Origin of the sequence: Streptomyces sp. NPDC093018 (assembly GCF_040684035.1) — a bacterium.
Lineage (GTDB): Bacteria > Actinomycetota > Actinomycetes > Streptomycetales > Streptomycetaceae > Streptomyces > Streptomyces murinus.
In genome coordinates this window covers 1-21,752 of record NZ_JBFBFF010000009.1, presented here as the reverse complement: position 1 = coordinate 21,752, position 21,752 = coordinate 1, and the positions used below count along the sequence as shown (strand labels likewise).

The window sequence follows — 21,752 nt, the reverse complement described above, 5'->3', positions numbered from 1 at the left end:
AACACCGATGATGAACGAAGACAAGCTCCGGGACTACCTCAAGCGGGCCACCACCGACCTGCGCCAGGCCCGGCGACGCGTACGCGAGCTGGAGACCCGCGACCAGGAGCCCATCGCCATCGTGGGCATGAGCTGCCGGTTCCCCGGCGGCGTCGGCACCCCCGAGGAACTGTGGCGGCTGCTGGCCGAGGGCACGGACGCCGTCTCGGGGTTCCCCGAGGACCGCGGCTGGGACGTCGACGGACTCTACGACCCCGACCCCGAGCGGCCCGGCAAGGTCTACACCCGGCAGGGCGGCTTCCTGCGCGACGCGGCGGACTTCGACGCGGACTTCTTCGGGATCTCGCCGCGCGAGGCCCTGGCCATGGACCCCCAGCAGCGGCTGCTGCTGGAGACCGCCTGGGAGGCCTTCGAACACGCGGGCATCGACCCCGCCGCCCTCAAGGGCAGCCGCACCGGCGTCTTCGCCGGTCTGATGTACCACGACTACGGCTTCCTGCCCGGCGACCTCCCCGAAGGGGTCGAGGGGCTGATGAGCACCGGCAACTCCGGCAGCGTCGCCTCCGGACGCATCGCCTACACCTTCGGTTTCGAGGGCCCCGCGGTCACCGTGGACACCGCCTGCTCGTCCTCGCTCGTCGCCCTGCACCTCGCCGTGCGGGCCCTGCGGGCCGGTGAGTGCACGATGGCGCTCGCCGGGGGAGTGACGGTCATGGCGGGCCCGTCCGCCTTCGTGGAGTTCAGTCGTCAGCGCGGCCTCGCACCCGACGGCCGCTGCAAGTCCTTCGCGGCGGCGGCGGATGGCGCGTCCTGGTCCGAGGGCGCCGGACTGCTGCTGGTGGAGCGGCTGCGGGATGCCAGGCGGCTCGGCCACCGGGTGCTCGCGGTCGTCCGTGGCAGCGCCGTCAACCAGGACGGCGCCTCCAACGGTCTGACCGCGCCCAACGGCCCCTCGCAGCAGCGGGTGATCCTCGAAGCGCTGGCCGGCGCCGGGCTGTCCGCCGAGGAGATCGACGCCGTGGAGGCGCACGGCACGGGCACCGACCTCGGCGACCCGATCGAGGCGCAGGCGCTGCTGGCGACCTATGGGCAGGGGCGTCGACGTCCGCTGCTGATCGGCTCGTTGAAGTCCAACATCGGACATGCGCAGGCCGCGGCCGGGGTCGCCGGAGTGATGAAGATGGTGCTGGCGATGCGGCACGGCGTACTGCCGAAGACGCTGCACGTGGACCGGCCCACCCCGCGGGTCGACTGGTCGGCCGGGTCGGTCGAGCTGCTGACCGAGGCGACCGCGTGGCCGGAGACCGACCACCCCCGCCGGGCCGGGATCTCCTCGTTCGGGATCAGCGGCACCAACGCGCACATCATTCTCGAAGCGGCCCCCGAGGAACCGGCGCCCGAGCCCGAGGAGGAGGCCCCGGCCGAGGGACCGGCGCGGGCCCGGACCGCCGTGGTGCCGTGGGTGCTCTCCGCGAAGAGCGGGCAGGCACTGCGGGAACAGGCCCGACGACTGCTGTCCTGCGCCGACCTCGCGGCCGCGTCCCCGGCCGACGTGGGCTTCTCGCTGGCGGCCACCCGCTCGGCGCTGGAACACCGGGCCGTGGTCGTCGGCGCCGACGGCGAAGAGCTGCGCGCGGGACTGACCGCTCTCGCGGCGGGCGAGCCCGCGGCCCAGCTGGTGACCGGCCGGGCCGGCGCCGACCGGGGCAGGACCGCCTTCCTGTTCTCCGGGCAGGGCTCCCAACGCCTCGGCATGGGCCGTGAGTTGTACGAGGCTTACCCCGTGTTCGCCGCCGCCCACGACGAGGTGTGCGCGCTCCTGGGCACGCCGGTCGACGTAAACTCGGAGGAGTTGCACCGGACGGGTTCGGCACAGCCCGCGCTGTTCGCCGTCGAGGTGGCGCTGTTCCGGCTGCTGGAGTCGTGGGGGGTGCGGCCGGACTACGTGGCCGGTCACTCGGTCGGTGAGATCGCCGCCGCGCATGTGGCGGGCGTGCTGTCCCTTGAGGACGCCGTCAAGCTGGTGTCGGCCCGTGCCCGTCTGATGCAGGCGTTGCCGGGCGGCGGTGCGATGGTCGCCGTACAGGCCACCGAGGACGAAGTCCTTCCGCACCTGACCGACGGGGTCGGTATCGCGGCGGTCAACGGGCCGCAGTCCGTCGTGGTCTCCGGTGCCGAGGACGCGGTGCTGGAGATCGCGGAGGAGTTCGGCCGCCGGGGCCGTAAGACCTCCCGGCTGAAGGTCAGTCACGCGTTCCACTCGCCGCTGATGGATCCGATGCTGGAGGAGTTCGCGCGAGCGGTCGGCGGACTGGCCTTCAACGAGCCGACGATTCCCGTCGTTTCGAACCTCACCGGGCGGCTGGCCGAGCCGTACACCCCCGAATACTGGGTCCGGCATGTCCGCGAGGCGGTCCGTTTCGCCGACGGTGTCAAGACCCTCGGCGGCCTGGGGGTGACCACGTTCGTGGAGATCGGCCCGGGTGGCGTCCTCAGCGCTCTCGCCCAGGGCTGCCTGGACGACACGGACATCGTCACCGTCCCCGCCCTGCGCACCGACCGGCCCGAACCACAGGCGCTCACCCTCGCCCTCGGGCAGCTGCACGCGCACGGCGTCTCCCCCGACTGGGGCGCGCTGTTCCCCGGCGCCCGGCGGATCGACCTGCCCACCTACGCCTTCCAGCGCGAACGCTACTGGCTCGAAGGCACGGCCGCGCCCGACGTCTCCTCGGCGGGACTGGACCCGGCGGGCCACGCCCTGCTCGGCGCGATGGTGGAGACCGCCGGGACACCGGACCTGCTGTTCACCGGGCGGCTGTCCCCGGCCGACCTGCCCTGGATCGCGGAGCACACCGTCGGCGGGGTGCCGGTGCTCCCGGTCGCCGCGTTCGTGGACCTCGCGCTGTCCGCCGGACGGCGGGCCGGGTTCCCGCACCTGGACCAGCTGGACCTGGACGCCCCGCTGGTCCTCGCGGAACAGGGCGCCGTCCGCGTGCAGGTGCAGATCGGCGCGGGCGACGACCCCGACCGGCGCCCGGTACGCGTCTTCAGCCGGTCCGCCGCGGTCGGCGCCGACGAGCCCTGGGTCCGGCACGCCACCGGGGAACTGACCCGGAACGCTCCGGCGCCGGACTTCGACCTGCTGCTCTGGCCGCCGACGGACGCCGAACCCCTGGACGTCGAGGACCGCCCGTATCTGCGCGCCGCCTGGCGCGCGGGGGAGGAGCTGTACGCCGAGGCCGTCCTGCCCGCCACCGAGCAGGGCCGGGCGGGCCGCCACGCGCTGCACCCCGTACTGCTGGCCGCCGCCCTCGGCCTGCCGCGCGCCGAGGAATCGGCCGGGGTGCGCATGCCGTACTCCTGGAGCGGTCTGTCCGTGCACACGCCGGGTTCCGGCGCCGTACGCGTCCGTGTCCGGCCTGTCGGCGACGACGCGGTGGCGATCGAACTGGCCGGCGCCGACGGCTCTCCCGTCGCCTCGGCCGCCTCCGTGCGGACCCGGACCATGTCCGCGCAGCAGGTACTGGCCTCGCGAGTGGCGCACCGGGACTGGATGTTCGGCGTCGAGTGGGTCGAGCACGCCACGACGTCCGCTCCCGCCACCGGTGCCGAAACGGGGTGGGCGGTCCTCGGCGACGGGGGCGCCTTCTCCGGCCTTGACGCGCTCCGCCGCGCCGTGGACGACGGTACGGCCGTGCCCGCGCACGTCCTGCTGCCCTGCGCCCCGGGCCGGGGCGACCTCGCCACGGCGACGCGTGCCGCGCTGGCGGGTGTGCTGTCGGTCGTCCGGGAGTGGGTCGCGGACGAGCGGTTCTCCGACGCGCGACTCGTGGTGCTGACCCGGGGAGCCGTCGAACTGGACGGCCCGGAGGCCGACGCGGCGCATGCCGGGGTCGCCGGGCTGGTGAAGTCGGCCCAGGCCGAGCATCCGGACCGGATCCTGCTCGTGGACGTCGACGTGGACGTGGACGACCCGGTCGCGGCTATCGCCACCGACCCCGCGCTGGTCGCCGCGCTCGCCGCCCTGGACGAGCCGCAGGCCGCGGTGCGCGACGGAAAGATCTATGTGCCGCGCCTCGCCCGGATCACCCCGCCCGAGGAGCCCGCCGGGCCCGCCTGGGACCCCGAGGGGACCGTGCTGCTCACCGGCGCGACCGGTGGCCTCGGCCGGTCCCTCGCCCGCCATCTCGTCGCCGAACGCGGCGCCCGCAGGCTGCTGCTGGCCGGCCGCCGGGGCCCCGCGGCCGAAGGCATCGGCGAACTCGTGGCAGAACTTTCCGAGTTGGGCGCACATGTCGATGTGGCCGCCTGCGACATCGCGGACCGGGACGCCCTCGCCGCGCTGCTGGCCTCGGTCCCGGCCGAGCACCCGCTCACGGCCGTGGTGCACGCGGCCGCGGTCCTGGACGACGGTGTGATCACCGCCCTGACCCCGGAGCGCCTGGACACCGTGCTGCGGCCGAAGGCCGACGGAGCACTGAACCTGCACGAACTGACCCAGGGCCTGGACCTCTCCGCATTCGTGCTCTTCTCCTCCCTGGCCGGAGTCCTGGGCAGCGCGGGCGCCGCGAGCTACGCCGCCGCGAACGCCTTCCTGGACGGGCTGGCGCTGCGGCGCCGGGCCGCGGGCCTGCCCGGCACCTCGCTGGCCTGGGGCCTGTGGACGGACAACGGCGGCATGGGCGACCGGATCACCGACGCCGACCGCAACCGGATGGGACGCGCCGGAGTCGTACCGCTCACCCCGTCCGAGGGGCTGGCCCTGTTCGACGCCGCCCTCACCGTGGACCGGCCGGTGATCGTGCCGGTCCGGCTGGACGTGCCGGGGCTGCGCGCCATGGCCCGCACCGGGCTGCTGCCCGCCGTCCTGCGCGGCCTCGTCGGCAGCGCCGGCGCCGCGTCCGGCGAGACCACGGCCTCGGGAACCCCGGCCCTGGCCCGCCGTCTCACCGGGATGCCGGAGGCCGACCAGGAGAGGATCCTGCTGGAGCTGGTGCGCAACCAGGCGGCGGCCGCCCTCGGCCACGCCACCGCCGCCCGCGTCGAACCCACCACCGCCTTCCGGGACATCGGCTTCGACTCCCTGACCGCCGTGGAACTGCGCAACCGGCTCAAGGCCGCGACCGGGCTCCGGCTCAAGCCCACCCTCGTCTTCGACCACCCGAGCCCCGTCGCCGTCGCCCGGCTCCTGCACAAGAACCTCGTACGCGAGTCGGCCGCCGAGATCCCGCCCGTGCTCGGCGAACTCGACCGGCTGGAGACGCTGCTCGCGGCGCTCGCCCCGCAGGACGCGGTACGGGACAAGGTCACCGCCCGCCTGAAGGCGCTGCTCTGGAAGTGGACCGACACCCAGGGCACCGCGTCGAACACCGCCGACACCGGCACCGGCGCCGACCGCGAACTCGACCTCGACCGGATCGACGCGGCCACCGACGACGAGATGTTCGACCTCATCGACCAAGAGCTCGGGTCTCTCTGAACCTCTCTCACGCACTGCTACCGAGGACGTAAAACATGTCGAACGACGACAAGCTCAGGGACTACCTCAAGCGCGTGATGGTGGACCTGCGCCAGACCCGCAGGCAGCTGGGTGAGCTGGAGGCGAAGGACACCGAGCCCGTCGCCATCGTCGGTATGGCCTGCCGCTACCCGGGCGGCGTCGCCTCCCCCGAGGACCTGTGGCGCCTGGTCGCCTCGGCCGGCGACGGCGTCTCCGGATTCCCCACCGACCGGGGCTGGGACCTCGACGCGCTCTACGACCCCGAGCCCGGACGGACCGGCCGCAGCTATGTCCGCGAGGGCGGATTCCTGTACGACGCCGGGGAGTTCGACCCCGCGTTCTTCGGGATCTCGCCGCGCGAGGCCCTGGTCATGGACCCGCAGCAGCGGCTGCTCCTGGAGACCTCCTGGGAGGCCTTCGAACGCGCGGGCATCGACCCCGCCACCGCGCGCGGCACCCGGGCCGGTGTGTTCGTCGGCACCAACGGACAGGACCACGCCTACCTCCAGCGGCCGGGCGACAGCGACATCGAGGCCCACCTCGTCACCGCGAACACCGCCGCCGTGGTCTCCGGCCGTATCTCCTACGCCCTCGGCCTCGAAGGCCCCGCGGTCACCGTCGACACGGCCTGCTCGTCCTCACTGGTCGCGCTCCACCTGGCCGCCCAGGCGCTGCGCCGCGGCGAGTGCTCGCTCGCCCTTGCGGGCGGTGCCACCGTGATGGCCACCCCGAACACCTTCGTCGCGTTCAGCGCCCAGCGCGGCCTGTCGCCCGACGGCCGCTGCCGCGCGTTCTCCGCCACCGCCGACGGCACCGGCATGTCCGAGGGCGTCGGCGTCCTGCTGCTGGAGCGGCTGTCCGACGCCCGCCGGCTCGGCCATGACGTGCTCGCCGTCATCCGAGGCAGCGCCGTCAACCAGGACGGCGCCTCCAACGGCCTCACCGCCCCGAACGGCCCGTCGCAGGAACGGGTGATCCGGCAGGCGCTGGAGAACGCGCGCCTGACCGCCTCCCAGGTCGACGCCGTCGAGGCACACGGCACGGCCACCACCCTCGGCGACCCGATCGAGGCGGAGGCGCTGCTCGCCACATACGGCCAGGAGCACCCGGAGGACCGGCCGCTGTGGCTCGGCTCCGTCAAGTCCAACATCGGGCACACCCAGGCGGCTTCCGGCGTCGCCGGGGTCATCAAGATGGTGATGGCCATCCGCAACGGCGTCCTGCCGCAGACGCTGCACGTGGCCGAGCCGACCGACCAGGTCGACTGGACGGCGGGCGGCGTACGACTGCTCACCGAGGCCGTCGACTGGCCCGAGACCGACCACCCCCGCCGCGCCGCCGTCTCGTCCTTCGGCGTCAGCGGCACCAATGTGCACACGATCATCGAGCAGGCTCCGGCCCTCGACGAGGAGCCCGCCACCGAACCGGCCGAGACCCCCGCCACCGGCGTACGGCCGTGGGTCCTCTCGGCGAGGAGCGAGGCGGCGCTGCGCGCCCAGGCCCAGCGCCTGCTCGCCTTCCTGGATGACCGCGGCCCCGGCTGCGCACCGGCCGACATCGGCTTCTCCCTCGCCACGACCCGCACCGCCTGGGACCGCAGGGCGGCCGTCGTCGGTGAAAGCCTGGAAGAACTCACCGAGGGCGTACGGGCGTTGGCCTCAGGGGTCCCCTCCGCGGCCGTCGTGCAGAACACGGGCCGCCTCGGCGACCGGACCGGTTTCCTCTTCTCCGGTCAGGGCTCGCAGCGGTTCGGCATGGGCCGTGAACTCTACGACGCCTTCCCCGCGTTCGCCGCCGCCTACGACGAGATCCGCGCCCACCTCGATGTCACACTCGACACGGACGCGGAGCGGCTGAACCGGACCGGGCACACCCAGCCGGCGCTGTTCGCCCTCGAAGTGGCGCTGTTCCGGCTGCTGGAGTCGTGGGGTGTCCGGCCGGACTACGTCGCCGGTCACTCGGTCGGTGAGATCGCCGCCGCGCATGTGGCGGGTGTGCTGTCCCTTCAGGACGCCGCGAAGCTGGTGTCGGCGCGCGCCGCGCTGATGCAGGCGCTCCCCGAGGGCGGCGCGATGGCCGCCGTAGCGGCGACAGAGGACGAGATACTGCCGCATCTCACCGACGAGGTCGGTGTCGCGGCGGTCAACGGCCCCCGTTCGGTGGTGGTTTCGGGCACCGAGGACGCCGTCCTCGCCGTCGCGGAGCTGTTCGCCGGCCAGGGGCGTAAGACGTCCCGGCTGAAGGTCAGCCACGCGTTCCACTCGCCGCTGATGGATCCGATGCTGGAGGAGTTCGCGCGGGCGATCGGTGGACTGACCTTCAACGAGCCGCGGATTCCCGTCGTTTCGAACCTCACCGGTCGGCTCGCCGAGCCGTACACCCCCGAATACTGGGTCCGGCATGTCCGCGAGGCGGTCCGCTTCGCCGACGGTGTCCGGACCCTGCACGAGTTGGGCGTGACCACCTTCGTGGAGATCGGTCCCGGCGGTGTCCTCAGCGGCATGGCGCAGGGCTGTGCGGACGGCATCGTCACCATCCCCGTACTGCGCGCCGACCGACCCGAACCCCGAGCCGTCATCACCGCGCTCGCCGAACTGCACACGCACGGCGCATCCCCCGACTGGGAGGCCCTCTTCCCGGGCGCCCGCCGTGTCGACCTGCCCACCTACGCCTTCCAGCAGCAGCGCTACTGGCTGGAGACCCCCGAGGCCGAGACGGCCGCCGTGGACGCGGTCGACGCCGACTTCTGGGCGAGCGTCGAACGCGAGGACGCCGAATCCCTCGCCGCGACGCTGGAGCTGAGCCCAGGCGAACTGGACGTCGTCGTACCGAAGTTGTCCGCCTGGCGGCGCCGACGACGCGAGCAGTCCGCCGTGGACGGCCGGCGCTACCAGCTGACCTGGCAGCCGCTCAGCGGCCTGTCCGGGGGCGATCTCTCCGACCGCACCTGGCTGTTCGCCGCGCCCGGGGGCGACGAGTGGGCCGAGACGGTGCGCACGGCGCTCGCCGGACGCGGCGCGCGACTGGTCCCGCTGACGATCGGCGCGAGTGCCGACCGCGCCCGGCTCGCCGATGAGCTGAGCCGGGCCGTGGCGGACGCAGGACCGCTCGACGGCGTCCTGTCGTTGCTCGCCACCGACGAGACCGCCACGCCCGAGCACCCCGCGCTCACCCAGGGACTCGCACAGACCGTGGCCCTGGCGCAGGCGCTGGGCGACGCGGACATCGACGCCCCGCTGTGGTGCGCCACCCGGGGCGCGGCCGCCACCGGCCGCTTCGACGACGCCCCGCTCAGTGCCGTACAGCACCAGGTGTGGGGCCTCGGCCGCACCCTGGCACTGGAGCACCCCCGCCGCTGGGGCGGCCTGATCGACCTGCCCGCCACCGTCGACGAGCGCGCCGCCGGGCGGGTCGCCGCCGTACTCGCCCAGGGCGCCGGTGCGGGGGAGTGGGATGACCAGGTCGCCGTCCGCGCCTCTGGTGTGTTCACCGCCCGGCTCGACCACGCCCGCGGCGCCACCGCCCGGACGTGGTCGCCGCGCGGCACCGTCCTGATCACCGGCGGCACGGGCGCCCTCGGCGGGCACATCGCCCGCTGGCTCGCCGGTGCGGGCGCCGAGCACCTGGTGCTCACCAGCCGCCAGGGCGCCGACGCCCCCGGCGCGCCCGCGCTCAGGACCGAACTGGAGGAACTGGGCGCCCGCGTCACCCTCGCCGCCTGCGACGTCGCCGACCGCGACGCGGTCGCGGCCCTGCTCGCCGAACACCGCTTCACCGCCGTCTTCCACGCCGCGGGCGTCCCCCAGTTCACCCCCTTCGGCGAACTGACACCGGCCGACTTCGCCCACACCCTCGCGGCGAAGGCCCACGGCGCCACCCATCTGGACGAACTGCTCGGCGACCGCGAGCTGGACGCCTTCGTGCTCTTCTCCTCGATCGCCGGCGTGTGGGGCAGCGGCGGGCAGACCGCCTACGCCGCCGCCAACGCCCACCTCGACGGGCTCGCCGCCCGGCGCCGGGCCCGGGGCCTGACCGCCACCGCGATCGCCTGGGGCCCCTGGGCCGACGGCGGCATGGTCACCGACGCCGACGAGGAACACCTGCGCCGCCGCGGCGTCGTCACCCTGCCCGCCGCGCTCGCCGTGACCGCGGTCCAGCGCGCCCTGGACTGCGACGACACCGCGGTCGTCGTGGCCGACATCGCATGGGAACGGTTCATCGGACCGTTCACCCTCGGCCGCCCCAGCGCCCTGCTGTCCGAGCTGCCCGAGGTGCGCCGCGCCCGCACCGCCGCGGCGCCCGCCGACGCCGGGACCGGCACCGCGCCCCTGGCGGCCCGGCTCGCCGCACTGCCCGAGGCCGAGCGCACCCGGGACCTGCTCGACCTGGTCCGCGCGCATGTCGCGGCCGTCCTCGGCCACAGCGGCACCGGCGAGATCGAGCCCGACCGGGCCTTCAAGGACCTCGGCTTCGACTCCCTGACCGCCGTCGAGCTCCGCGACAAGATCAACGCGGCGACCGGTCTCGCGCTGCCGCCCACCCTGGTCTTCGATCACCCCAGCGCCACCGCGCTCGCCCGCTTCCTGGAGAGCGAACTCCTCGGCAAGAGCGAACTCCTCGGCGCGCAGCGCGCCGTACCGCAGGACCGGCACCCGGCCGCCGCCGACGACGAGCCCATCGCCATCGTCGCGATGAGCTGCCACCTGCCCGGCGGCGTCGACTCGCCCGAGGCCCTGTGGGACCTGGTGGCGTCCGGCGGCGACGCCATCGCGGGGTTCCCGGCCGACCGCGGCTGGGACGTCGACGCGCTCTACGACCCCGACCCCGAACGCCCCGGCAAGACCTACGCCCGCGACGGCGGATTCCTCTACGACGCCACCGGCTTCGACGCGGGCTTCTTCGGGATCTCCCCGCGCGAGGCCCTGGCCATGGACCCCCAGCAGCGCCTGCTCCTGGAGACCTCGTGGGAGGCCTTCGAACGCGCCGGGATCACCCCCGGACAGCTGCGCGGCAGCCGGACCGGCGTCTTCGTCGGCATGGCCTACCAGGGCTACGGCGCCGATGTGCACCGCACGCCCGAAGGCGTCGAGGGACACCGGCTCGTCGGCGGCGCCTCCAGCGTCGTCTCCGGTCGGATCTCCTACACCTTCGGTCTCGAAGGCCCCGCCGTCACCATCGACACCGCCTGCTCCTCCTCCCTGGTCGCCCTGCACCTGGCCATGCAGTCGCTGCGGGGCGGCGAGTGCACGATGGCCCTGGCCGGCGGCGTCACCGTCATGGCCAGCCCGAACGTCTTCGTGGAGTTCAGCCGCCAGCGCGGCCTGTCACCCGACGGCCGCTGCCGGGCCTTCGGCGCGGACGCGGATGGCACCGGCTGGTCCGAGGGCGTGGGCGTGCTGCTCGTGGAGCGCCTGTCCGACGCCGTCCGCAACGGCCATGAGGTCCTCGCGGTGGTGCGGGGGAGCGCCGTGAACCAGGACGGCGCGTCCAACGGTCTGACCGCGCCCAACGGTCCGGCGCAGCAGCGCGTCATCCGCCAGGCCCTCGCCTCCGCCGGACTCACCCCGGGCGACGTGGACGCCGTCGAGGCACACGGTACGGGCACGACACTCGGCGACCCGATCGAGGCGCAGGCGCTGCTCGCCACCTACGGACAGGAGCGCGAACGGCCGCTCCTGCTGGGCTCGTTGAAGTCCAACATCGGCCACACCCAGGCCGCCGCGGGCGTCGCCGGTGTGATCAAGATGGTCATGGCGATGCGCCACGGCGTGCTCCCGCGCACCCTGCACGCCGATGAGCCGACACCGCATGTGGACTGGTCGGCCGGTGCCGTCCGGCTGCTGACCGAGGCCGTCGACTGGCCCACGTCGGACCGCCCGCGCCGCGCCGCGATCTCGTCCTTCGGAGTGAGCGGCACCAACGCCCACACCATCATCGAACAGGCCCCCACCACAGCGGAGTTGTCCCCGACCCCGGACTCCGGCGCGCCCGTGCCGTGGGTCCTGTCCGGCAAGGGCGAGCCCGCGCTGCGCGCACAGGCGGCCCGCCTCGCCGGCCACCTCGACGCGACGGACGGCTGGACGGCCCCCGACATCGGCTACTCCCTGGCCACCCGCGAGACCTTCGAGGACCGCGCCGTACTCCTGGCCCAGAACCCCGACGAACTCCGCCACGCCCTCACCGCCCTCGCCACCGGCGAACCGGCCGCGAACGTCGTCACCGGGCGCGCCCACCCGACGGGCAAGGTCGGATTCCTGTTCTCGGGACAGGGCTCGCAACGTCTGGGCATGGGGCGTGAGTTGTACGAGGCGTTCCCCGTGTTCGCCGATGCGTACGACGAGGTGTGCGCGCGGCTGGACGTGCCGTTCGATGTCGACGCCGAGTCCCTGCACCAGACCGGGAACGCCCAACCGGCGTTGTTCGCGGTCGAGGTGGCGTTGTTCCGGCTTCTCGAATCGTGGGGTGTGCGGCCGGATTACGTGGCCGGTCACTCGGTGGGTGAGATCGCCGCCGCCCATGTGGCGGGTGTGCTGTCCCTGGACGACGCGGTGAAGTTGGTGTCGGCGCGTGCCGCGCTGATGCAGGCGTTGCCCGCGGGCGGTGCGATGGTCGCCGTACAGGCTACCGAGGACGAGGTGCTGCCGTACCTGACCGACGGCGTCGGTGTCGCGGCGGTCAACGGGCCGCGTTCCGTGGTGCTTTCCGGAGCCGAGGACGCCGTGCTGGAGATCGCGGAGGTCTTCGCCCGCCAGGGTCGCAAGACCTCCCGCCTGAAGGTCAGCCACGCTTTCCACTCGCCCCTGATGGACCCGATGCTGGACGAGTTCGCACAGGCCATCGGCGACCTGACCTTCAACGAGCCGCGAATTCCCGTCGTTTCGAACCTGACCGGTCGCCTGGCCGAGCCCTACACCCCCGAGTACTGGGTACGACACGTCCGCGAGGCGGTCCGCTTCGCCGACGGTGTGCACACCCTGCACGAGTCGGGCGTGACCACCTTCGTGGAGGTCGGCCCCGGTGGTGTCCTCACCGCCCTGGCGCAGGGCTGCCTGGACGACACTGTGGCCGTGCCCGTCCTGCGCGGCGACCGTTCCGAACGGCACGCCGTTGTCTCCGCGCTCGCCGAACTGTACGTGCGCGGCGAGAGCCCCGACTGGCAGTCCCTCATCCCCGGCGCCCACCGCGTCACCCTGCCCACCTACGCCTTCCAGCGCGAGCGCTACTGGCTGGAGGGCGACGAGGACCCGGCCGCCATCAGCGCCCCGGCCGACCCGGCGGACTCCGGTTTCTGGGACAGCGTCGAGCGCGAGGACGCCGACTCTCTCGCCGCGACCCTGGGCCTGAGCGCGGACGCCTCGCTGACCGCGCTCCTGCCCCGGCTGTCCGCGTGGCGCAGGCAGCGCCGCGAGCGGTCCGTGGTCGACGGCTGGCGCTATCGCGTCACCTGGAAGCCGCTCGGCGCGCTCCCGCAACCCGACGCGGCCGGAACCTGGCTGCTCGTGATGGCCGAGGAGAGCGAGTGGACCGCATCGATCCGCGCCGCCCTCACCGACCACGGCGCGGCAACGGTCACGCTCGTCACCGGACCCGACACCGACCGCCGCACCCTGGCCCGCGAACTGGCCGGCATCGGCCCGGTGACCGGCGTACTCTCCCTGCTCGCCGAGGCCGAGGACCAGGCCGAGGACCAGGCCGAGGGCCAGGCCAAGGGAGAGGCCATGGGCGAGGGGGAAACTGCCTCGGCCGGGCAGCCCGGTCTGTCGTACGGCCTCGCGGCGACCCTCTGCCTGACGCAGGCACTCGGCGACGCGGGCGTGGACGCCCCGCTGTGGTGCGCCACGCGCGGCGCGGTGGCCACCGGCCGCTCCGACCGCGTCGACCACCCGCTCCAGTCCCAGCTGTGGGGCTTCGGCCGGGCCGCGGCGCTCGAACACCCGGGGCGCTGGGGCGGGTTGCTCGATCTGCCCGACCCGCTGGACCCCCGTACCGCGGCCCGCCTGACCGCCGTCCTCGGCCAGCGGGCCGAGGACCAGGTGGCGATCCGCCCCTCCGGCGTCCACGGGCGCCGACTCGTCCGGGCCACCCGCGCCACCGATCCCGCACGGGAGTGGTCGCCGCGCGGCACGGTGCTGATCACGGGTGGTACGGGTGCGCTGGGCGGGCATGTGGCGCGCTGGCTCGCCGGTGCGGGTGCCGAGCATCTGGTGCTGACCAGCCGTCGGGGCCTCGACGCGCCCGGTGCCGCCGCTCTGAAGGCGGAGTTGGAGGAGTCGGGCGTACGGGTGACCGTCGCCGCGTGTGATGTCGCCGACCGTGCGGCGCTGGCCGCGCTGCTCGCCGAGCACCCGGTGAACGCCGTCGTCCATGCCGCGGGCGTCGGCGACCACACCATGATCGAGGACAGCGACCCGGCCGGGTTCGCCCGTACGGTGTCCGCGAAGGCCGCGGGCGCCACTCACCTGGACGAACTGCTGGCCGATCAGGAACTCGACGCGTTCGTCCTGTTCTCCTCGGGCGCCGGCATCTGGGGCGGCGCCAGCCAGGCCGCCTACGCCGCGGCCAACGCCTACCTGGACGCCCTCGCCGAGCACCGGCGGGCACGCGGACGCACCGCGCTCGCCGTCTCCTGGGGCGGCTGGGCCGACGGCGGCATGGCCGGGGTCGGCGACGGCGAGCAGATGCTGCTGCGCCGCGGCCTGCCCCCGATGCGCCCCGCCCTCGCGCTCTCCGCGCTCCAACAGGCGCTGGCCGACGACGACACCGCGCTCACCGTCGCGGACTTCGACTGGCAGCGGTTCATCGGCCCCTTCACCGTCACCCGGCCCAGCGCCCTGTTCGCCGACGTGCCCGAGGCGGCCCGCGCCCTGGAGGGCCCGGCCGCCGGTGGCGCCGAGGCGGGCAACGCGCTCGCCGCACGACTGGCCGGACTGTCGGCGGGCGAGCGGGACCGCACCCTGGTGGACCTCGTCCGCGCCCACGCCGCCGCCGTGCTCGGCCACGAAGGCAGCGCGGCCGTGGAACCGGGCCGGGCGTTCAACGACCTCGGCTTCGACTCCCTGACCGCCGTCGAACTGCGGAACAAGCTCACGGCCGACACCGGCCTGAAACTGCCCACCACCCTGGTCTTCGACTACCCCAACGCCACCGCCCTGGCCCACTTCCTGCGCGCCGAACTCCTCGGGGCGCAGGACGACGCAGGGCCGGAGCGGCAGGTGCCCGCCGACGGCGACGAACCCGTCGCCATCGTGGCCATGAGCTGCCGCCTCCCCGGCGGCGTCGGCTCCCCCGAGGACCTGTGGCGGCTCGTGACGTCCGGCGGCGACGCGATCTCCGGCTTCCCCGAGGACCGCGGCTGGGACATCGAGGGCCTCTACGACCCCGACCCGGGCACCCCGGGCAAGACGTACGCGCGCGACGGCGGTTTCCTCCACGACGCGGGTGACTTCGACGCCACGCTGTTCGGCATCTCGCCGCGCGAGGCGCTCGCGATGGACCCCCAGCAGCGGCTGCTCCTCGAAGCCACCTGGGAGGCCTTCGAGCGGGCCGGCATCGACCCGGCCGCCATGCAGGGCAGCCGCACGGGTGTGTTCGTCGGCATGTCCTACCAGGGCTACGGCGCCGGCCTCCCGGAGGTCCCCGAGGGCGTCGAGGGGCATCTGCTCACCGGCAGCGCCGCCAGCGTCGTCTCCGGGCGCGTGGCCTACTCGTTCGGCCTGGAGGGCCCGGCCGTCACCGTCGACACGGCCTGCTCGTCGTCGCTGGTCGCCCTGCACCTGGCCATGCAGTCGCTGCGGAGCGGCGAGAGCACCATGGCCGTCGCGGGCGGCGTCAACGTCATGGCCGTACCGGCCGCGTTCGTCGAGTTCAGCCGCCAGCGCGGGCTGTCCGCCGACGGCCGCTGCAAGGCGTTCGGCGCCGGTGCGGACGGCACCGGCTGGGCGGAGGGCGTGGGCGTGGTGCTCGTGGAGCGCCTGTCCGACGCCGTCCGCAACGGTCATGAGGTGCTTGCGGTGGTCCGGGGGAGCGCGGTCAACCAGGACGGCGCGTCCAACGGTCTGACCGCGCCCAACGGTCCGGCTCAGCAGCGGGTGATCCGGCAGGCCCTCGCCTCCGCCGGGCTCACCCCGGCCGATGTGGACGCGGTGGAGGCGCACGGTACGGGGACGAAGCTGGGCGACCCGATCGAGGCGCAGGCGCTGCTCGCGACCTATGGACAGGATCGTGAACGGCCGCTTCTGCTGGGCTCGTTGAAGTCGAACATCGGTCATGCCCAGGCGGCATCCGGTGTGGCCGGCGTCATCAAGATGGTCATGGCGATGCGTCACGGCGTGCTGCCCCGGACGCTGCACGTCGATGAGCCGACGCCGCACGTGGACTGGTCGGCGGGTGCGGTGCAGCTGCTGACGGATGCCGTGGACTGGCCGCAGACGGACCGCCCGCGCCGCGCGGCGATCTCGTCCTTCGGTGTGAGCGGCACCAACGCCCACACCATCATCGAACAGGCGACGATGGCCGAACCGGCCGTCGTCGCACCGGCCGAGGTCACCTCCCCGGCCGTGCCCTGGGTGCTGTCCGGCAAGACCGAGGCCGCACTGCGCGCCCAGGCCGAACGCCTGCTCGCCCTGGTCGCCGACGGCGCCGAACCCTCCCTCACCGACATCGGGTTCTCGCTGGCCACCACACGGGCCGCCCTGGAGCACCGTGCCGCCGTGGTCGGCACCGATCACGACCGGATCGCCGAGGGCCTGCGCGCCCTGGCCTCCGCGGCGCCCGCCCCCGGCGTCGCCCTCGGCCGCGCCGACACCGGCCAGGTCGGATTCCTGTTCTCCGGCCAGGGCTCCCAGCGCGTCGGCATGGGACGTGAACTGTACGACGCCTTCCCGGTCTTCGCGGCGGCCTACGACGAGGCGTGCGCCCATCTCGACCGGCACCTCGACCGGCCGCTGCGGGAGGTGGCCTTCGGCGAGAACGGCCACGGCGATGGCGCGCACCTGAACCGCACCGCCTTCACCCAGCCCGCCCTGTTCGCGCACGAGGTCGCCGTCCACCGCCTGCTGGAGTCCTGGGGTGTACGACCGGACTACCTGGCCGGACACTCCGTGGGCGAGATCGCCGCCGCGCACGTCGCCGGGGCCCTCTCACTGGAGGACGCGGCCACACTCGTGACCGCCCGTGCCGCGCTGATGCAGGCCCTGCCCGCCGACGGCGCGATGATCGCCGTACAGGCCACCGAGGACGAGATCCGGCCGCATCTCACCGACGACACCGACATCGCGGCGGTCAACGGCCCCGAGTCCGTCGTGGTCTCCGGAGCCGAGGACGCCGTGCTGGAGATCGCGGAGGTCTTCACCCGCCAGGGCCGCAAGACGTCCCGGCTCACGGTGAGCCACGCCTTCCACTCGCCCCTGATGGACCCCGTACTGGAGGACTTCGCCCGCGTCGTCGGCGGACTGCGCTTCGAGACGCCCCGGACACCCGTCGTCTCGAACCTCACCGGCGAACTCGTCGACGCGTACACCCCGGACTACTGGGTCCGGCACGTCCGCGAGGCCGTGCGCTTCGCCGACGGCATCCGCACCCTGGGCGAGCTGGGCGTCACCACATTCGTGGAGACCGGCCCCGGCGGGGTGCTGAGCGCCATGGCCCAGGGCTGCCTGGACGGCGCGGTCACCGTGCCCTCCACACGGTCCGCCGGCCCCGAGCCCGAGGCGATCACCGGCGCGGTCGCGCGCCTGCATGTGCTCGGCGTCCCCGCCGACTGGGCGGCGTTCTTCGCCGGGCGCGGCGCCCGGCGCGCCGAACTGCCCACCTATGCCTTCCAGCACCAGCGGTACTGGCTCCGGACCACCGCGCCCACAGGCGCCGCCGCGGCGACCGACGCCGTGGAGGCCGGGTTCTGGGAGACCGTGGAGCGCGAGGACACCCAGTCCCTCGCCGCCACCCTCGACCTGCCCGCCGAGCAACTGGACGCGGTGCTGCCCCGGTTGTCCGCGTGGCGCCGGAAGCGGCGCCAGGAATCGGCCGTGGAAGGCTGGTCCTACCGCACGGGCTGGAAGCCGCTCAGCGGTCTGCGGACCCGTGAACTGCCGGGTGACTGGCTGTTCTTGACCACCCAGGAGCCGACCGGCACGGACGATGCGACGGCCGCCGAGGATCGGCCGGCCGAGGCCGCGTGGACGTCCGCCGTCGCCGACGGGCTCGCCGCCCGTGGCGCCCGGCTGATCCGGGTCACCGTCGACCCCGCCGCCGACCGGGACACACTGCTGCGCCAACTCACCGACACGGTAAGGGACGTCACGGTCGACGGGGTGATCTCCCTCCTCGGCACCGAGGAGAGCCCCCATGCCGCCCACCCGGACATCTCCGTCGGCACCGCGCTGACCCTCGCGCTCGTCCAGGCCCTGGGCGACGCGGGCATTGCCGCCCCGCTGTGGGCACTGACCAGGTCCGCCATGTCCACCGGCCGCGCGGACCCGGCGCCGAGCGCCGCCCAGCACGCCGTCTGGGGTCTGGGCCGGGTCGCCGCGCTGGAACACGCTCGGCGCTGGGGCGGGTTGATCGACCTCCCGGACACGATCGACGACCGGGTCACCGACCGTCTCGCCGCGGTCCTCACCCAGTCGGCGGAGGACCAGGTCGCCATCCGCGCCCGAGGTGTCTTCGGTCGCAGGCTCACCCAGGCACCCGCCCGCCGCGACACCGGTACCCCTTACGGGTGGTCGCCGCGCGGCACGGTGCTGATCACGGGTGGTACGGGTGCGCTGGGCGGGCATGTGGCGCGCTGGCTCGCCGGTGCGGGTGCCGAGCATCTGGTGCTGACCAGCCGTCGGGGTCTCGACGCGCCCGGTGCCGCCGCTCTGAAGGCGGAGTTGGAGGAGTCGGGCGTACGGGTGACCGTCGCCGCGTGTGATGTCGCCGACCGTGCGGCGCTGGCCGCGCTGCTCGCCGCGCACCCGGTGAACGCCGTCGTCCACACCGCGGGAGTGGACCACCTGGACCCGCTGGACACCATGACGCCGGGCGCCTTCGCCGACGTGCTCTCCGCCAAGGCGGCGGGCGCCCTGCACCTCGACGCGCTTTTCGACGGCCGGGAGCTCGACGCCTTCGTGCTCTTCTCGTCCATCGCCGGTGTGTGGGGCAGCGGCCACCAGGCCGCCTACGCGGCGGCCAACGCCCTGCTCGACGGACTCGCCGAACGCCGCCGCGCCCGAGGACTGCCGGCGACCGCCGTGGCCTGGGGCCCCTGGGCGGGCGGCGGCATGGCCGAGGGCGACGGCGCGGACGAACGGCTGCGCCGCCGCGGCCTGCTCCCGATGCCCGCCGCGCTCGCCGTGGCCGCACTCGCACGGGCGCTGGACTCCGGCGCGGCGACCACCACGGTGGCCGACATCGACTGGGCACGGTTCCTGCCCCCGTTCACCATGGGCCGCCCGAGCGCCCTGTTCGGCGACCTCCCGCAGGCCGAGCCGATCCGCACCGCGCACAGCGCGGCGGGCGAACCCGGCACGGCCACCGCCTCGCCCCTGGCCGACCGCCTCACCAAGGTGTCCGAGACCGAACAGCACACCCTGCTGGTCGACCTCGTCCGCACCCACGCGGCGGCCGTCCTCGGCCACAGCGGCATCGGCGAGGTCGAGGCCGACCGGGCCTTCAAGGACCTCGGCTTCGACTCCCTGACCGCCGTCGAACTGCGCAACAGGCTCACCACCGAGACCGGCCTCACCCTGCCCACCACCCTGGTCTTCGACCACCCCAACGCCCAGGCGATCGCACGGCAGTTGCGCACCGAGCTCACCGGCCGCACCCCGGCGGCCGCCCCGGAGCCGGGCACCGCACCCGCCGCGGACGACGAACCCATCGCGATCGTCGGCATGGCGTGCCGGTATCCGGGCGGGGTGCGTTCGCCCGAGGATCTGTGGCGGCTGGTGGCCTCCGGTGGTGACGCGGTCGGCGAGTTCCCGGAGAACCGCGGCTGGGACGTGGACGGCATCTACGACCCGGACCCGGACGCCTCCGGCAAGACGTACACGCGGCACGGTGGATTCCTTTACGACGCGGGGGAGTTCGATCCGGGGTTCTTCGGGATCTCGCCGCGTGAGGCCGTGGCGATGGATCCGCAGCAGCGGTTGCTGCTGGAGACGACGTGGGAGACGTTCGAGCGTGCCGGTATCGACGCGGAGTCGGTGCGCGGCAGCCGTACCGGAGTCTTCGTCGGCTCCGGCTACCAGGACTACGCCGCCCAGGCCTTCCACGCGATCGACGACTCCGAGGGCTTCTTCGGCACCGGCAACTCCGCCAGCATCATGTCCGGCCGCATCGCCTACACCCTCGGCCTGGAAGGACCGGCCGTCACCGTCGACACGGCCTGCTCCTCCTCCCTGGTCGCCCTGCACTGGGCGGTCCAGGCGCTGCGCGGCGGCGAGTGCTCCATGGCACTGGCCGGCGGTGTGATGGTCATGTCCACCCCGCGCGCCTTCGTGGAGTTCAGCCGCCAGCGCGGGCTGGCCCCCGACGGCCGCTGCAAGGCGTTCGGTGCCGGTGCGGACGGCACCGGGTGGGCCGAGGGTGTCGGCATGCTGCTGGTGGAGCGGCTGTCCGACGCCCGCCGCAACGGGCACCAGGTGCTGGCCGTCGTTCGGGGCAGCGCGGTCAACCAGGACGGCGCGTCGAACGGTCTGACCGCGCCCAACGGTCCGGCGCAGCAGCGCGTCATCCGACAGGCCCTCGCCTCCGCCGGACTCACTCCCGCCGATGTGGACGCGGTGGAGGCGCACGGTACGGGGACGACACTCGGTGACCCGATCGAGGCGCAGGCGCTGCTCGCGACCTACGGGCAGGATCGTGAACGGCCGCTTCTGCTGGGCTCGTTGAAGTCGAACATCGGTCATGCCCAGGCGGCGTCCGGTGTGGCCGGCGTCATCAAGATGGTCATGGCGATGCGCCATGGCGTCCTGCCCCGGACCCTCCATGTGGACGAGCCGACACCGCATGTGGACTGGTCGGCGGGTGCGGTGCGGCTGCTGACGGATGCCGTGGACTGGCCGGAGACGGACCGCCCGCGCCGGGCCGCGATCTCGTCGTTCGGTGTGAGCGGCACCAACGCCCACACCATCATCGAACAGGCCCCGCCCGTCGAAGCCGAGGAGCCGAGCACCGGCCCGGTACTCCTGCCCTGGCTGCTCTCCGCCAAGAGCGGCGCCGCACTGCGCGACCAGGCACGACGGCTGCTGGCCCATGTACAGGACGACACCTCACCCGCCGACGTCGGCTTCTCCCTGGCCACCACCCGCAGCGCCCTGCGCCACCGGGCGGCCGTCATCGGCGAGACCAACGCCGAACTCCGCCGAGAACTGGGCCTGCTGGCCGCCGGCACCCCCTCACCCGGAGTCGTCCAGGGCCGACCGGGAGGCAAGGTCGGATTCCTGTTCTCCGGTCAAGGCTCGCAACGTCTGGGCATGGGGCGTGACTTGTACGGGGCGTTCCCCGTGTTCGCCGATGCGTACGACGAGGTGTGCGCGCGGCTGGATGTGCCGTTCGATGTCGACGCCGAGTCTCTGGACCAGACCGGGTGCACGCAGCCCGCGTTGTTCGCGGTCGAGGTGGCGTTGTTCCGGCTTCTCGAATCGTGGGGTGTGCGGCCGGATTATGTGGCCGGTCACTCGGTGGGTGAGATCGCGGCCGCGCATGTGGCTGGGGTGTTGTCGCTGGACGACGCGGTGAAGTTGGTGTCGGCGCGTGCCGCGCTGATGCAGGCGTTGCCCGCGGGCGGTGCGATGGTCGCCGTACAGGCCACCGAGGACGAGGTGCTGCCCCGGCTGACCGACGGCGTCGGTGTCGGTGTCGCGGCGATCAACGGGCCTCGGTCGGTCGTGATTTCGGGCGCGGAGGAGGCAGTCCTGGCGGTCGCCGAGGCGTTCGCCGCTCAGGGTCGCAAGACCTCCCGCCTGAAGGTCAGCCACGCGTTCCACTCGCCCCTGATGGATCCGATGCTGGACGACTTCGCACAGGCCATCAGCGACCTGACCTTCAACGAGCCGCGTATACCGGTCGTTTCGAACCTCACCGGTCGCCTGGCCGAGCCCTACACCCCGGAGTACTGGGTACGGCACGTCCGCGAGGCGGTGCGCTTCGCCGACGGTGTCCGGACCCTCCACGACCTGGGGGTGACCACGTTCGTGGAGATCGGCCCTGGCGGTGTCCTGAGCGGTATGGCGCAGGGGTGCCTGGACGGGGCCGTGACGGTGCCGGTGCT

Annotated in this window: 2 protein-coding genes; both read left to right on the top strand. The window is 73.7% G+C overall.

The window, feature by feature from the left end:
* The first annotated feature begins 10 nt into the window (after positions 1-10).
* The gene (locus AB0N90_RS20975; RefSeq protein WP_365199117.1) at positions 11-5,479 is read left to right on the top strand and encodes an SDR family NAD(P)-dependent oxidoreductase; all 5,469 of its coding nucleotides are present in this window, start codon (positions 11-13) and stop codon (positions 5,477-5,479) included.
* 35 nt (positions 5,480-5,514) lie between these two features.
* Positions 5,515-21,752, top strand: a 16,238-nt coding sequence (locus tag AB0N90_RS20970) for a type I polyketide synthase (protein ID WP_365198621.1), incomplete at its 3' end; no start/stop codon positions are given.

Bases quoted from the DNA above. Each gene is read 5' to 3' on its own strand.
- AB0N90_RS20975 (WP_365199117.1), top strand. From the start codon at position 11: ATGAACGAAGACAAGCTCCGGGACTACCTCAAGCGGGCCACCACCGAC.